Origin of the sequence: Streptomyces camelliae, from assembly GCF_027625935.1 — a bacterium.
Lineage (GTDB): Bacteria > Actinomycetota > Actinomycetes > Streptomycetales > Streptomycetaceae > Streptomyces > Streptomyces camelliae.
In genome coordinates this window covers 259,657-273,284 of record NZ_CP115301.1, presented here as the reverse complement: position 1 = coordinate 273,284, position 13,628 = coordinate 259,657, and the positions used below count along the sequence as shown (strand labels likewise).

At 68.0% G+C, this 13,628-nt stretch carries 15 protein-coding genes and 5 pseudogenes; 15 read left to right on the top strand and 5 right to left on the bottom strand.

Annotated features, from left to right (window positions below; translation table 11 throughout):
• Positions 1 to 19: 19 nt before the first annotated feature.
• Entirely contained in the window at positions 20 to 214 is a 195-nt protein-coding gene (locus tag O1G22_RS44420) for a hypothetical protein (RefSeq protein WP_270086937.1), read from the bottom strand.
• Between the two features lie 55 nt (positions 215 to 269).
• Positions 270 to 641: a hypothetical protein gene (locus O1G22_RS44415; protein WP_270086936.1), complete on the bottom strand. Its 372-nt coding sequence runs from the start codon at positions 639 to 641 to the stop codon at positions 270 to 272.
• A gap of 142 nt (positions 642 to 783) precedes the next feature.
• Here O1G22_RS44415 and O1G22_RS44410 point away from each other — a divergent pair, with 142 nt between their 5' ends.
• The 3 genes and pseudogenes from O1G22_RS44410 to O1G22_RS44400 all read left to right on the top strand — a co-directional run.
• Positions 784 to 1,335, top strand: coding sequence for a YciI family protein (locus tag O1G22_RS44410; RefSeq protein WP_270086935.1), 552 nt, complete (start codon positions 784 to 786; stop codon positions 1,333 to 1,335).
• Positions 1,336 to 1,780: 445 nt separating this feature from the next.
• Positions 1,781 to 2,315 (top strand): annotated as a pseudogene (locus tag O1G22_RS44405) (phosphohydrolase).
• Positions 2,296 to 2,607: pseudogene (locus tag O1G22_RS44400) on the top strand (transposase); the annotation flags it as partial. The pseudogenes O1G22_RS44405 and O1G22_RS44400, both read left to right, overlap by 20 nt.
• A gap of 13 nt (positions 2,608 to 2,620) precedes the next feature.
• On the opposite strand, the gene O1G22_RS44395 reads toward O1G22_RS44400, so the two are convergent.
• Together O1G22_RS44395 and O1G22_RS44390 are read right to left on the bottom strand one after the other, a co-directional pair.
• A complete protein-coding gene (locus tag O1G22_RS44395; protein ID WP_270086934.1) occupies positions 2,621 to 3,094 on the bottom strand; it encodes a DUF7919 family protein in 474 nt (157 codons plus the stop codon).
• A gap of 166 nt (positions 3,095 to 3,260) precedes the next feature.
• Positions 3,261 to 3,585, bottom strand: a pseudogene (locus O1G22_RS44390) (transcriptional regulator); the annotation flags it as partial.
• A gap of 150 nt (positions 3,586 to 3,735) precedes the next feature.
• Between O1G22_RS44390 and O1G22_RS44385 the strand changes: the two are divergent.
• The 5 genes and pseudogenes from O1G22_RS44385 to O1G22_RS44365 form a co-directional block, all read left to right on the top strand.
• The gene (locus O1G22_RS44385; RefSeq protein ID WP_270086956.1) at positions 3,736 to 4,200 is read left to right on the top strand and encodes a hypothetical protein; all 465 of its coding nucleotides are present in this window, start codon (positions 3,736 to 3,738) and stop codon (positions 4,198 to 4,200) included.
• Positions 4,170 to 4,334 carry a 50S ribosomal protein L33 gene (gene rpmG, locus O1G22_RS44380; RefSeq protein WP_225102430.1) on the top strand — a complete coding sequence of 55 codons (165 nt, stop codon included), beginning with the start codon at positions 4,170 to 4,172 and terminating at the stop codon, positions 4,332 to 4,334. The genes O1G22_RS44385 and rpmG overlap by 31 nt, the downstream gene beginning before the upstream one ends.
• A 58-nt stretch (positions 4,335 to 4,392) precedes the next feature.
• A complete protein-coding gene (locus tag O1G22_RS44375; RefSeq protein ID WP_270086933.1) occupies positions 4,393 to 4,653 on the top strand; it encodes a type B 50S ribosomal protein L31 in 261 nt (86 codons plus the stop codon).
• Between the two features lie 53 nt (positions 4,654 to 4,706).
• A complete protein-coding gene (gene ykgO / locus O1G22_RS44370) occupies positions 4,707 to 4,829 on the top strand; it encodes a type B 50S ribosomal protein L36 (protein ID WP_270086932.1) in 123 nt (40 codons plus the stop codon).
• Positions 4,830 to 5,674: 845 nt separating this feature from the next.
• Positions 5,675 to 6,010 (top strand): annotated as a pseudogene (locus O1G22_RS44365) (site-specific integrase); the annotation flags it as partial.
• 157 nt (positions 6,011 to 6,167) lie between these two features.
• Here the strand turns inward: O1G22_RS44365 and O1G22_RS44360 are convergent.
• Complete coding sequence (locus tag O1G22_RS44360) at positions 6,168 to 6,527, bottom strand: hypothetical protein (protein ID WP_270086955.1); 360 nt, start codon at positions 6,525 to 6,527, stop codon at positions 6,168 to 6,170.
• Positions 6,528 to 7,367: 840 nt separating this feature from the next.
• Here O1G22_RS44360 and O1G22_RS44355 point away from each other — a divergent pair.
• The 7 genes and pseudogenes from O1G22_RS44355 to O1G22_RS44645 all read left to right on the top strand — a co-directional run.
• Complete coding sequence (locus O1G22_RS44355) at positions 7,368 to 8,027, top strand: hypothetical protein (protein WP_270086931.1); 660 nt, start codon at positions 7,368 to 7,370, stop codon at positions 8,025 to 8,027.
• Positions 8,028 to 8,214: 187 nt separating this feature from the next.
• Positions 8,215 to 8,853, top strand: coding sequence for a hypothetical protein (locus tag O1G22_RS44350; protein WP_270086930.1), 639 nt, complete (start codon positions 8,215 to 8,217; stop codon positions 8,851 to 8,853).
• A 61-nt stretch (positions 8,854 to 8,914) separates the two neighbouring features.
• A protein-coding gene (locus O1G22_RS44345) for an IS3 family transposase (RefSeq protein WP_270084189.1) occupies positions 8,915 to 10,077 on the top strand; the annotation gives its coding sequence in 2 pieces (ribosomal slippage) (positions 8,915 to 9,199 and positions 9,202 to 10,077; 1,161 coding nt in all).
• Positions 10,078 to 10,648: 571 nt separating this feature from the next.
• Positions 10,649 to 11,056, top strand: coding sequence for a hypothetical protein (locus tag O1G22_RS44340; RefSeq protein WP_270086929.1), 408 nt, complete (start codon positions 10,649 to 10,651; stop codon positions 11,054 to 11,056).
• A 230-nt stretch (positions 11,057 to 11,286) separates the two neighbouring features.
• A complete protein-coding gene (locus tag O1G22_RS44650) occupies positions 11,287 to 12,216 on the top strand; it encodes a P-loop NTPase family protein (RefSeq protein ID WP_333492504.1) in 930 nt (309 codons plus the stop codon).
• A 165-nt stretch (positions 12,217 to 12,381) separates the two neighbouring features.
• The gene (gene lspA, locus O1G22_RS44330; protein ID WP_270086928.1) at positions 12,382 to 12,969 is read left to right on the top strand and encodes a signal peptidase II; all 588 of its coding nucleotides are present in this window, start codon (positions 12,382 to 12,384) and stop codon (positions 12,967 to 12,969) included.
• A gap of 260 nt (positions 12,970 to 13,229) precedes the next feature.
• Positions 13,230 to 13,600 (top strand): annotated as a pseudogene (locus tag O1G22_RS44645) (transposase); the annotation flags it as partial.
• Positions 13,601 to 13,628 lie beyond the last annotated feature (28 nt).

Here is a 13,628-nt window from a genome sequence, read left to right as displayed (position 1 = left end):
ACGACGCCGGGCCGGCTCCCTACAGCGCGGCGCGGCCGCCGACACCGAGAGTCCGCCGCGGTGCCGGGGGCGACGCCGCGCGGGTACCGAGCACCCCTCGGGACCGCAGCTCCTCCAGATCAGGGAGACGGAGGCCGGGAAGGGCATCGAGCAGGTCGGCCTGCGCGGCGCGGATGGTCTGAGGACCGGCGCCAAGGGCGCGGCGAGGTGTCACGCGCGCATCGTACGGGCAGACAGCAGGTCTCCAAAGGACGTCCGGCGCCTTGGCGTCAGCTTGCGTCGCTCGAGCCGCTGAGGTGGCCACCACACGCGTGCAGGTCTACCGCCTTCCCCCCTGCCGCCCAGAATGCCTGGCTGAGCAGTCGATTGAGCTGGTCATCGAGTTGCTGCTTGAGGGAGCCCAGCTGCTTCGGACCCAACTCAGGGGACGTGGCGTTGAGGAGCGGGTGGGCCTCTGTGATCGCCTTGTCGAGCCACTCCATCGGGGCGACCGTGTAGGCGCCGAGCATGCCACTGCGGCGCGTGAACGGGATGTAGTCCACGCTGAGCTTCGCGTGAGTCTGGGTGAAAAGGCGCAGGTAGTCGAAGCGTTCCCACGCCAGCTCGAAGAGGCCCTCACCCACGGCGCCGACCCGCTCCACCTGTCCCTCGTCTTCAGCATCGACGAGAAGACGGCCATCCGCTGCGCGGAGTCGGCACGCTTGCTTCTGGGTGAGGCGGCCGAGCAGTCATCGCGGTGAAACTCGCTCGTCCTGGTTACCTCCTTGAAGAGACCCTATGGACATGGAGTTCCTCTGCTACCACCGCGACCGGCCCGGCTCCCTGCCGCTGCGCGACGAGCTGCTGGAAGATCATTGGTCCTACATGGACCGGTACGCGAAGGAGATGATCGCCCGGGGCCCGACCCTCGCCGACGACGGCGACACACCCACCGGAAGCGTGCACATCGTCGACCTGCCCGATCCCGCCGCTGCCCGCGCTTTCGCCTTCGATGAGCCGAATTACCAGGCCGGCGCCTACCGGGACGTGCTGCTGCGACGGTGGCGCAACATGCTGGGGCGTACCATGTGGGACTTCCCCGGCGGCCGGACCGGCGGCAACCGGTATCTGGTGCTCGGCCTCGGCACAGGGCAGGCCGCCGACCTCGCGGTGCCGCCCGACCGGGACGAGCTGATCGCCTACGGGCCGCTGCTGTCCGACAACGGCACCACCTGGCTGGGCACGGCGGTGTTGCTCCGGGCGCCGGACCCGGAGACGGCACGCGCCATCCTGACCCCGGACCGGTACGCCGACATCGAGGTGCACAACTGGCAGTTCGGCGGGCGGCCCTCCTGACGGAGGACGTGCAGGCCGACGTCACCACGGAAGTCCGTCGGATCGCTCGGCATCCCCGTGTTTCACCCGAGCCCGCGGATGGATCGACCTGACGCATACTGGCGCACCCGTGGGTTCGCGCTGAACAACTTTCAGTTTCCCCGAACCCACGGGGATCGAGGCCCTGTGCTCCCGAAGCTGCCGCGAAGTGACAAGTAGCTCTCCGTGCTCGACCTGACGAGCTGTTGTCATGGCTGCCCGCGTTCTCCCCCGGGCTAGGAGTAGAAGCCCCGGCCGTAGTCCTCGCGTGACACCGTGAAGTCGTCCGGGTGATCCCGGCGCAGATCGATCATCCCAGCCAGGCAAGATCACGATTGTTCGGTGAGGGCTCCTCTTACGGACGCAAAAGGGGGACGCCGTCAGTACCCTGACGGCGGTGACGACCAACACCCACTTGTCGAGAGCCATGAGCGGCACCGGCAGCCCGCCCCTACTGCCTCTGCCGGATCGTGTCGCAGAGTTTCTGTCGGAGCTGGGAAGTCCGCCGCGGCTGGCGGCCCACCTGTGCGCCGTCCATGACGTCGCGCACCAGCTGGTCGACTGGGTGGAACAGCGCTACCCCGTCGTGGTCTTCGACCGCGAGGCGGTGCTCTTTGGGGCGGCCACGCACGACGTAGGAAAGACGGTGCACCTCGCCGAACTCTCCGGGCCCGGATCGGCGCACGAGGTGGCCGGGCAGGCTCTTCTGCTCGGCCACGGCATCAGCCCGGAACTGGCGCGCTTCGCCGCGACTCACGCGTCATGGGTGGAAGCGCGGGTCGGCCTGGAATGCCTGCTGGTCAGCCTCGCCGGCAAGATCTGGAAGAACAAGCGTATTCCCGACCTGGAAGATCTCGTCGTGGCTCGGCTGGCCGAAGCGACTGGCCGCGGCGGGATGGGAGGAGTTCATCGCGCTCGACGGGGTTCTCGCCGACATCGGCGACGCGGCCCGATCATCTTAGGGGCGACAAGGCCTATTCGTCGCGCCGTAACCGTCGCTATCTGCGGCGACGTCGGATCAAGCACACGATTCCCGAGCCCAGGGACCAGCGGGCCAACCGTCGGCGCCGGGGAAGCAAGGGCGGCCGCCCGACCGGGTTCGACACCGACATCTACCGCCGACGCAACGAAGTGGAGCGGACGATCAATCGGCTGAAGATGTTCCCCGCGGTCGCGACCCGCTATGACAAGAGGGCCTGCATCTTCCACGAGACGGTCACTGCCGCCTCGGTCCGGCTTTGGCTGCGCCGGTGAGGATTGTTTGCACCTACTCCACCAGGCGTTCGGCGTCTTCCGGGACCCACGGGAAGGGCACGTCAGGCCACCGTGCGGCAGCCCACGCGTCGAGATCGACGGCGAGAACGGCGTCGATGAAAACCTCAGGCGGTTGGTAGCCGTGAACGGTGATGTAGTGGGTGACCAGGAGCGGGGCGGCGTAGGCGATGCCGACCTCGCCCGGGATCCGTATCTCCCCGTTCCCTTCCGGAGCCTCGGCCTGAGGACACAGGTCGCATTCGTGGACACCGAGGCAGACGTTCATCCACTGGACCTGCTGGATGGCCTGCAGCTTCTCCACGAAGCCTGCGGGAACAGGCCCTGTCGAGTATGGCTTGCCGGCTTCCAGCCATCCGATGTTCAGGCGGCTGTACTCAGGGCGGTACCAGAGCTCGTAGAACGACTCCCTGTCCCCGAACGCGTCCTCGTCCCGGTAGGTGTACTCGCTGAGATCCTCGTAGAACACCCGCACATCATCGCCGCACGCTGCGTTGCCGACCACGCACTTCCATGACCAATCGGACACTGCCTAGGCGGCCGCCTCGCCCTGTCCGAGGACGCCGTCGGACAGGCGCAGCCGAGGCCAGCACCCATGCTGGCCTCGGTGTCCGGTGCTCGTCACCGATGGAGGCTCAGGCCGCAAAGCCGATGTTGGTCACGTATTCGTACTGGCCCCACTCGGAGCCGAGGTCGACCGCGGCATCGCTTACCCAGGCGTTGTCCAGTGCTTCGTCGTTGTCGTCGGCCCAGGCTTCGACGATGCGGTCCCAGTGGCGCACGTCGAGTGTCCGGAAGCTGAGCTCGCGTTGGCGCGGCCGCGGTACTGGGGACTGGTTGAGTGGATGAATCTCGGGTGCCCCTGCCTTCACGATTGAGGCGCGCGAGCAGGTAGCGGGCGACGTTGTGTCGGCGCACCGTTCGGTAGGCCGTTTCGATGCGCTCAAGGTTCTTCTTCGAGAGCCGGACCTGGCAGGTCGTGGGATTGCAGGGGCAGCAGGTGCGGCTGATCGACGAGCAGGGCATGGTGGCGACGGTGCTGGCGAACTTCCTTTTCGCCGCCGACGACTTCGCCCTGGTCGGCGCTGCCGTTCCGACCGCGGTGCCGCAGTGGGGCTGTTCGCGACCGTGCCGCTGCGCGAGCAGGAGCGGGCCCCTGGCCTGGCAGCGGCACATCCGCGAGGTGGAGACCGACAGCCAGCCGCAGCGGGCAGCGGTCAGGCGCCGCGGCCCAAGTACGACCCGGCCACCGGCACCCTGGCCCAGCGCGAGCAGGCCAAGGCCGGGGAGCTGACCGCGATCGGCTTCGGCACCGTCGCGCGCACCACCGTGCAGCGGATGCGCCTGTCCTACCGGGCCAAGGGCCTGTGGGGCCTTGTCGATCACCGCACCACCCGCACCTACAGCCGCACCGGGCGCACCGACGAGCGCGTGGTCGCCGCCGTGCTGGAGGCGCCGGGAATGCGGGGCCGGTGGATGCCGTTGCACATCTTGCCTGACATGCCCGAGTCAACCGACTCGGGTGCACGTGAAAGGGGCACCTCATGGCACGCAGCACCACGCGGCCCGTCGTGAAGCTGAGGTCGACTGCCGGCACCGGCGTCACCTACGTGACCCGCAAGAACCGCCAGAACGACCCCGACCGGCTGGTCCTGCGCAAGTACGACCCGAAGGCCGGCGCCCACGTCCTCTTCCGCGAAGAACGCTGACCCCCGCCCCTGTCGCCCGGCGCCCCGGGCGACAGGGGCACCCAGGAAGGACACCGTCATGAGGCATGGCATCCACCCCGTTTCTCGCCCCGTCCTCTTCCGCGACCGCGCGGCCGGCTTCGAACTGCTCGTCCCCTCCACCGCCGCCGCGCAGCACACGGTCCAGTGGAAGGACGGCAACACCTATCCCGTCGTCGACGTCGAGGTCTCGTCGGCGAGCCACCCCTTCTACACCGGCACCTCCCGCGTCGTCGACACAGCGGGACGGCTCCAGCGGTTCGAGCGGCGCTACAAAAGCACCACTCGGGCCGGCCGTTGACGGCAGTGCCGTCGACGACGTCCCCGGTTCGACCGCACGGAAAGGAGACGGCCATGAAGGTACGCAAGTCGTTGCGCTCGCTCAAGAACAAGCCCGGCGCCCAGGTGGTCCGCCGGCACGGCGTGACATACGTGATCAACAAGAAGGACCCGCGCTTCAAGGCCCGCCAGGGCTGAACCCCGACACACATGGGCGGCCCGGCACCGGCAACACGGTGCCGGGCCGCTCCGCGTCCGGTGGGCGCGACATCGGTCGGGCCGGTCCCGCCGGCCGGCGCCCGGCGGCAGTGGCTCCCCCGCGCCGCGTCGGCGGACGGACTGACCTCCGGTCCGGGGGCCGATCGTGCGGGCAGGTGTTCCGGCCGTGGGGAGCTGCCCTGGGCCCCCGACATCCATACGCCCGGCCGGCGGACGGGGGAGCCAGCCACGCCGGCGGTCCGACGGTGCGTCCACGGCGGAGAGGCCGGGATTCCGCACAGATGCACCGGCTTCACGCGGCCGCTCCAACGGCCGGCTCTCGCCGTCGGGCCGAAGCCCGGTCGCATCCGACCGCCGACGGGCAAGAATTCAAAAACGCCGATGGACAGGGCGCGGCCGACTCGGCGACGTCCTCGTGATCGCAGCGCTCCGACGAAGACGACGCTCCTCCGACCTGCAAGAAGACCTACGGCCATCACCTCTTACGGATTCACCGCACTCCGCGTCAGTCGCTCACGGACGCAAAGCACAGCGGCGAGACGCGCTGGAGACCGGCAGAGCCGAACCCATCGGCCTGGGGCGGGAGTTCATCATCGCGATGCCCGCCGCCGGAGGCGCCCCGCTCAGAGCCCGCCGTGCCTTCCCGGATGAAGCCGCCCGCGCACTCGCCGATGAGACCAACCTCGCCAGGCTCGCCGAGGTCTACGGCCCCGATGACCAGGGGATGCGCGACGCCTGGGAGACGATCGTCCTCACCGGCCGCCGCGTCAACGAGGTTCTGAAACTGCGCTGGGGACTGCATCGGCCGCTACGGCGGCCTGGCGATGTTCTGGCACGACCAGACCAAGGCCGGCAACTACGACGCCGCGATCCGCATCCCCGAGCGCCTCTACGACATCCTCGCCGAGCGGCAGCGCAAGACCCTGGACCGCTTCACCGGCCGCCACGGCCGCCGGCCGACCGGAGCCGAGCGGGCAAAGCTCGCCCTGTTCGCCACCACGGTCCGCAACCCCGACGGCACCACGGCACTGACCTACCAGTGGTTCCACAGCCGCTTTAGACAGTGGATCGCCGAACTCGACCTCGGCCAGGTCGTCCCGCACCAGCCTCGCCATACTCTGGCCACCAGCCTGCTGCGGCACGGCGCCACCTTGACGCACATCCGCCGCTACCTCGGCCAGGTCTCCGACCGGATGGCCGAGCACTGCGTCCACCTCACCCAGGCCGACCTGGACAACGTCCTCCAGCACGTCTGGGTCGCCGGCCCCGGCACCGCCAGCCCCGGCCAGCTGCTGACCGGCGACGCCGCCACCGCGCTCACCCGAACAAGCCCAGGCCCTCGCGATCGCCCTCACCCGCCGCAGCACCCCCGCCGAGGGCGGCTTCTGCATCTTCCAGCCCGTCGTCGACGGCGGCGCCTGCCCCTGGAACCTCGACTGCCACAACTGCGACAAGTTCGTCCTCTCCGGCGCCGATCTCCTCCACTGGCGGCGCAAGCGAGAGCAGTGGCGGCTGCTGGCCGAAGGCGCCCCGGACGATGCCACCGCCGACTACCTCCACCGCTACTTCGAGCCCACCGCCCGCGCCATCGACGGCCTGGAGAAGGCCCTGGCCAGCCTCGGCGTCCTCGACGACGCCCTCGCACTGGACCTGCGCAAACCCCAGGACTGCTTCCACCGCGTATGTCCACCGCCTTCCGCGCCGCCGACCTCGCCGACGCGGGCGACGACGAGCAGAGCGAGTACAGCGATACGTACACAGCCGGCGGCGCCGCACCCGAACAGGACCCCGCATGAACACCTCCACCGTCCCCGAACCCCGCACAGCCGCCGCTCTGGCCGCCCGCCGCCGCTCACCGAGACCGCCCAGCCGCCCCGGCGGCACGGCGAGACTCTGGGCCGACATCACGAGTTCAAGTTCAGTAGCCCGCCGGCGGCCCGACGCGAAAGGCGGCCTTCCTCGCCTCGCGCGCAAACCAAGCAGGTGAACCCGCAGTCCGGAGAAGGCCTGCTCTGCGGGAGCTGCAATACCGCGGAGGGTACGCGCACCCGCGACCCGCTCAGTCTGCTGGCGGCCTACCGGGCACGCCCACCCGCCGTCGTGATCGGTTGGGCCGCGCCCTACGCAAAACCCCATCCCGTGGCCGCCGCCCGCCTCGGACCAGCACCGGACGATCCGGCGGCTGCGGTCCACTACTTACTGAAGACCGTAGAGGGCGGTACGTGACGTATTGTCACATCTGTCGTCTCCGGAGCGTGCAGGAACGCGGCATCCGCACTGACCGGAGGGCTCGGTCGTGTTGGAGTGTCCCCGAAATGGGCGCAGATCCTCGATCTTCACTGCGTTGGAGGTATCGACGCGTCTCCGGCGGACCCAATAGCATGCGGCGCTCAATTCAACCGCGATCAAGCAAGGAGGGGGCGCGGGATGCTACTGACGTGTCGGAAGTGTCAACAGCGTGAAGTTGCTTTTGACGGGATCAAAGGGCTGTGTCCGGTCTGTCAGCAGGAGAGCGACTTGTCGAAGCCGCCTCAGCGTCGCGGGCGCAACGCCAAGGCGGCGTTGCTGATCCAGTCCAAGGTGAGTCCCGGGCGGGTTTCGATGACGGGCCCACTACTCACGGTACTGGCTGCAGCCGCGGTGGCCATCGTCAGCGAGGTCGTGCGGTTCTCCGCCGAGCGCACGCGGGCCCACCAATGGGCCTTGGCCGCCGCCAACGACGGCTATGACCGGCAGGCTTTGCACAGCGCACTCCAAACGATCAACACCACGAACATGTTGCGCTTCGCAGCCTTCATGGCAGTTCTGTACGCCTACCAGCGGTGGGCGCGCGCCGGCCACGCGAACGCCATGTCACGCACCGACATCGGGCTGGGATGGGCCAGGGCCCTGCCAGGCGGCCGCGGAGTCGTCTGGACCTACGGCGCGTGGCTCCTGTCGGTTTTCGCCGCGCTCTACCTCTCATTCGTGACCAACTCCAACCTCCAAACGCCCGGCGACTACGAGACCGCGGCGAACGTCGACGCCATCTACAGCCTGGTCCGAATAGTCCTGGCCGTCCTACTGAGCATGTTCGTCGTGCAGTTGACCCTTGGACTGAACAAGCTGCTGGCCACGCCACAGACCATGGACGTGGCCGACCGGCCCGTCGAGCTGCAGACCATCGACGAGGAGTAACGTGCCACGCCTGGCCACAGCGCCGAGGGAAGCGCGACCTGCGATGCCCCAGTTATCCGCAAAGGTGCAGTCCCCTGAAGGGATCTGCACCCAACCGCAATAGCAAAACGAGCATCAGCTCGCGTACCGCCCTCTGAGGTACAGGCTGCTCGGCCGGCTGTCAGCGGCGGCCTGTTCAATGTCCGCCATGAATGTTCACGAGCTGGTGTCCGTGCTGGCCGATCCCGACGTCCTGCGTGCCCGTTGCCGGGCGCTGGCGCTGCTCGACGTTGTGCTCGGCGGTTCCGCTCCGAGGCACGACTACTTCCCGGGCTGGCGTGCGGGCGTGGACTTGGCCACGAGGGAGAACGGCTCCGGTGATCTGTACGGGGTCGTCTTCGATCCGGCCGGGGTCTTTCTCTACGGTTTCGACCATGAATGCGATGCCACGCCGTGGCGTGAGTGGCCCAGGGCGCACTGGCCTGGGCTGCTGGAGGGTCTGCCTGCTGCGCTGGCGCACTATCCGGCCGATCCGGAGCTGCAGTTCGAGGGGTTCTTTGACGCGACGGTGTGCGTGTGGCGCGAGGCGGATGCGGCTTCGTGGCGATGCGGTCCGGTGGTGTTCGCGCCGGGGGAGTCGGATGGGGCTGGTTGGCTTTTCAGGGTGCTGACCGACGGCAGTGCCGAGACCGTCTGCAGTGACGCTGAGGACTACTACGAACGGCCGGTGGACCGGCAGGCTGTTGCCGCGATCCTGGCGGGCGCCCCAGTGGACCGTCGGACGGTCAGTGTGCTCAATCCGGTGGCGGGCTTCGAGGCGGTAGCCGACCGTGCCCGCTGGGTCTGATGCACGATCGGGTGACATCTGAACTGGCTTGCCCTGCAGGGCGGGTGGGAAGGATGTCGCTGTGCCCAAGCCCTATCCGGAAGAGTTCCGCCAAGACGTCGTGCGAGTCGCGAGGAACCGCGGCCCGGGTGTCACGGTCGAGCAGGTGGCCACCGATTTCGGGGTCCACCCGATGACGTTGTGGAAGTGGATGCGCCGGGCGGACATCGATGACGGGCCCAAGCCCGGGGTGACCAGCCACGAGAGCGCGGAACTGCGGGAAGCGCGTCGGCGGATCAAGCTGCTGGAGCAGGAGAACGAGGTCCTGCGCCGGGCCGCGGCATATCTCTCGCAGGCGCATCTGCCGGGAAAAGGATCTACCCGCTCGTAAAAGAGCTGGCCGTGGACGGGGTGCCCGTCACGGTGACGTGCCGGGTGCTGAAGCTCGCCAGACAGCCCTACTACCGCTGGCTCGACAAGCCGATGGCCGACGCCGTACTGGAGGAGGCGTACCGCGCGAACGCACTGTTCGACGCTCACCGCGAGGACCCGGAATTCGGCTACCGCTTCCTGGCCGATGAAGCGCGTAGTGCCGGGGCTCGGATGGCGGACCGGACCGCGTGGCGGATCTGCCGGGACAACAACTGGTGGAGCGTGTTCGGCAAGAAGCGTGGCCGGGGCAGGAAGGCCGGCCCGCCGGTGCACGACGATCTCGTGAGCCGCAGCTTCACCGCGACCGGCCCGAACCGGCTGTGGCTCGCCGACATCACCGAACACGCCACCGCCGAAGGCAAGTTGTACCTCTGCGCGATCAAGGATGTCTTCAGCAACAGGATCGTGGGCTACTCCATCGACGCGCGGATGAAGTCCCGCCTGGCCGTGACCGCCCTGGACAACGCCGTGGCCCGACGGGAACACGTCGACGGGTGCATCCTGCACAGCGATCGCGGCTCGCAGTTCCGGTCCCGGAAGTTCGTCCGGGCCCTCGATCGCCACCGGATGGTCGGATCGATAGGGAGAGTCGGGGCGGCCGGCGACAACGCGGCCATGGAGTCCTTCTTCAGTCTGCTGCAGAAGAACGTCCTCGACCGCCGGAGCTGGACCACCCGCGAGGAGTTGCGGATCGCGATCGTGACCTGGATCGAGAGGACCTACCACCGACGCCGCCGACAGGCCTCGCTCGGCTGGCTGACACCTGTCGAATACGAAACCGTCATGACCACACCGGCCCTCCAGGCTGCGTAACCGAACCTGTCACCCAAACCTGCATCAGACCCGCTTGCTCGGCTACATGGTGGCGGATGCCTGAACGTGGCGAGGTGTCTCACACGGGCTTGGTACATCGCTACATCGGTTATCGGCAAGAACGATCACGGTCCAGTTGCCTCAAGGGCCTTGCCCCGGTTCTCGTACCCTCGACAAGCCTTGCGCTGGGCGGGGATTGCCGGGCACCCTGGCCGCCGTCGAGCGGCTGGCAGCGGGCGAGGAGTCCGCGTCGCGATGGACGGCGGAACGGCGCTGACGCGCAGGGTGTAGCCCTGGCCGCGCCGTACGGTCACCCGTGGTCGAGGGCGGCCCGCGCCGTGGTGCCGACACCCTCGGATACACCAGACTCGCCGCTCAGGCCGGAGGTCCCTGGAGCCGGTACGCCTCTGGGCACCACTCACGGTCACCGCAAAGACCTGGCGTGAGCTGACTCGCGAGCTCACCCATAGCGCCTCCGGCGTCATCGAGGCCCCGATGCACGATCGGCGAACGCGGACGCGGTGGGCGCGCCACGCACCGTGGCAAGACGAGCCACCGAAAAACTACTGCCATGCATCTTGATCCGGGGAAGTTGTGGCCCGTGGCCGGAGTCCTCGCCGGCCTCCAGGTCACTGGATTCAGTCTGCGAATCAACAGGGAGATCGCAGTCAGCGGCATGGGCGACATCACGTGGCTGCCCCTCGCGGACGCCCTCAACCTTGTGTCACTCGCCGTGACCCTGGCGGGTGTGTTCATCCCTCCCATTCTTGGGATCGGCAGTGCGGCTTTCGCCACGAAGGCCTTTGGCCTGTCAGTCCTCCTGCTCGCAAGCTACCCGTTCGCGCTCGCTGGCCACTACGAGATGTACAACCCTCGATCGGTTCGCAAGATGGCCTACTGCCCACGGCAGGAGAAGATCGTGCTGTCCATCGCTGCCATGGCAGTGATCGTCTACGTCGTTCTCGTGAGCATCCGGTAGGGGCCGGCCTGACGACAGTTGAATCGGCGACCTCACCAGTATCGAGGCCGGTGCCAGAGCGCTCCACGGCGCGGCAGGCCTGAATCCGTCGCTCAGGCGGGCCACGGCAGAGGGGTGGACTCCCCAAATCCCGCAGGACGGGCATAGGTTGACCTGCGAGTGATCATTTTTCGGGGGTGGATGTGGCAGGCCGGGATCTCAGGGCCCTGTTCAGTACGAACGACCGTGGCGTGGCGGTGCAGGAGACGTTCACGAACTGGCAGGCGCAGTGGGAGGCTCTGGCCGCCGCCCTCACCGAGCACCTGCAGCACACCGGCGCGCCCGGCTTCGACGTCGAGGATTTCGAGGCGCCCCGCGACAACGTGATCGTGTTCCACGGGGTGGGCGGCGTCGGGAAGACCACGCTCTCGCGTCAGCTGGAGGCGGCGCTCGCCGACGCGGGACGGCGCCCGGCGCAGTGGGGCGAGCCCGGCTGGCCGGCCGACCGGATCCTCCCGGTACGGATCGACCTCGCGCGGTCCGCCACGGCCGGCTTCGAGCAGATCGTGCTCATGATCCGGCTCACCCTGACCCGCATCGGCCGCCCGCTGCCCGCCTTCGACATCGCACTGCGCCGCTACTGGGAAACCAACCACCCCGGGAAGCCGCTGGAGGAATACCTGCGCCGCCGCGGCCTGGCCGCCCGGTTCGGCGAAGTGCTGCCACAGCAGATGGAGTCCGCGCTCGCTGAAGTCGCCCAGGCCCTGACGCAGTTTGCGCAACCAGCCGCGATCAGCCAGCCTGACCAGCCTCCCGCGCAGCGGTTCCAGCTTGGACCGCACGGTGACACCGACTCCGAGCATCTCGCCGACCTGCCGGGCCATGACCGGCCCGGCGGCCTGACGCACAGCGGCGAGAATGCGCTGGTAGTCCGGCGGAAGCATGGTCTCCTCCATGTCCGGCGTGCGGTGTGGGATCAGCATTACCGGCCGGCCGCCCACCTGCCCCGGCAAGGGCGCGGCCGAGGCCCGCTCGTCGGCGAGCTGATCGCTCACCCTCTCCAGGACCCGCTCGGCGACAGCGAGCTCGTCCCGCTCCGACCGCACCTCCGCCAGCTGCTTGACCAGCTGTTCTTCGAGTTCGTCCAGTTCAGCGCGGCGCGCGGTGATCCGCTCCAGTAGCTTGGGATCCAGCATGCATAGATCGTAGAAGGCTGTTCGTGGGGCCTGAGGCCAGAGCCAACATGATCTGACCACGGAGGTGTGAAAGCTGGAGCCAACCGCCTGCCCGACGTTTCCCCTCGCAGTCCCTTGTAATGTGGTGTCGTCCCGGGCGGCTCGGCATCCATGGAGCGGATCATTACTACCCACAATGCCTCGCAATCCCAGCCCGAGACCGCAACACGTGCTGTTGGCAACCGCACACTGGCTCTGACCGCTCTGCTGACGGCGGCCGTTCTCACCTATGCCTTGGATCTCGGCAGCAAGCTTGTGGCTGTCTCGCGGTTGGAAGGCCAAGAGCCCGTTGCCATAGCGGGCCACGTGCTTACGCTGCAAGTGTTCCGTAACTCGGGTGCGGCTTTCAGCAGCGGCCAGACCTTCACTGCAGTATTCACGGCGATTGCGATCGCGGTTGTCGTGGTCATCACGCGTGCCGCGCGTAGGCTTCAGAGCCTTCCCTGGGCCGTCGCCCTGGGCCTGATGCTCGGGGGCGCGCTCGGCAATCTCACTGACCGGATCTTCCGGGCGCCCGCGGTCTTTCGCGGGCACGTCGTCGACTTCATCTCCGTCGAGCACTTCGCGGTGTTCAACCTCGCCGATTCGGGCATTGTCTGCGGCGGTGCCCTGATGGTCCTCATGTCGATCCGGGGTACTTCCCTGGACGGCTCAGCCCCGCAGGATCGGCAGGGCCGGAGCATTCTCTCCCCGCGGTGACATGCTCCAGAACCGAGAGTTCGACCGCCGCGCATACACGGACACTGCGGACAGTGCTCTTCGCATAAAGCGCCATCACCATCCGGCCACAGGCAGCACGATCCAGCGAGCCAATCGCTGACAAACGATCTGCTCCGCAGACTGCCGCCGACGACCAACGTGAGTATCCCGGAAGCCAGTCATACCAGCCCTTCGACCTGCGGTTTCAAGTTGGCGAAGGCTCACTGATCGGAGAGCCTGGCCGTGCTGGAGTGTTCCTCGTGAGCGATCGCCAGCCCTACAAGAGCGACTTGTCCCACGAGCGTGGGCCCTGATCGAGCCCGTCGTCGCCTCCTGGAAGGCCCGGCACCCCTCCGTCAGCGGCCACCAAGGCGCCTACGAGATGCGGGAGATCGTCATCGCCCTGCTCTACCAGTCCCGTACCGGCTGCCAGTGGGACTACCTCCCCCACGACCTGCCCCCGGTCGGTGCGGTGAAGTACTACTTCTACAAGTGGCGCGACGACGGCACCGACCAGACCATCCACGACCTTCTGCGCTGGCAGGTCCGCGAGAGCCGGGGCCGATTAGCCGACCCCAGTCTGGTCGTGCTCGACACCCAGAGCCTGCACGCCGCCGCTGGCGTCCCGGCCTACCAGCAGATCATGGCGGTATTCGCCG

Coding starts and splice junctions, on each gene's coding strand:
- O1G22_RS44410 (WP_270086935.1), top strand. CDS start 784: ATGGAGTTCCTCTGCTACCACCGCGACCGGCCCGGCTCCCTGCCGCTG.
- rpmG (WP_225102430.1), top strand. CDS start 4,170: ATGGCACGCAGCACCACGCGGCCCGTCGTGAAGCTGAGGTCGACTGCC.
- O1G22_RS44375 (WP_270086933.1), top strand. CDS start 4,393: ATGAGGCATGGCATCCACCCCGTTTCTCGCCCCGTCCTCTTCCGCGAC.
- ykgO (WP_270086932.1), top strand. CDS start 4,707: ATGAAGGTACGCAAGTCGTTGCGCTCGCTCAAGAACAAGCCCGGCGCC.
- O1G22_RS44350 (WP_270086930.1), top strand. CDS start 8,215: ATGAATGTTCACGAGCTGGTGTCCGTGCTGGCCGATCCCGACGTCCTG.
- O1G22_RS44340 (WP_270086929.1), top strand. CDS start 10,649: ATGCATCTTGATCCGGGGAAGTTGTGGCCCGTGGCCGGAGTCCTCGCC.
- lspA (WP_270086928.1), top strand. CDS start 12,382: ATGGAGCGGATCATTACTACCCACAATGCCTCGCAATCCCAGCCCGAG.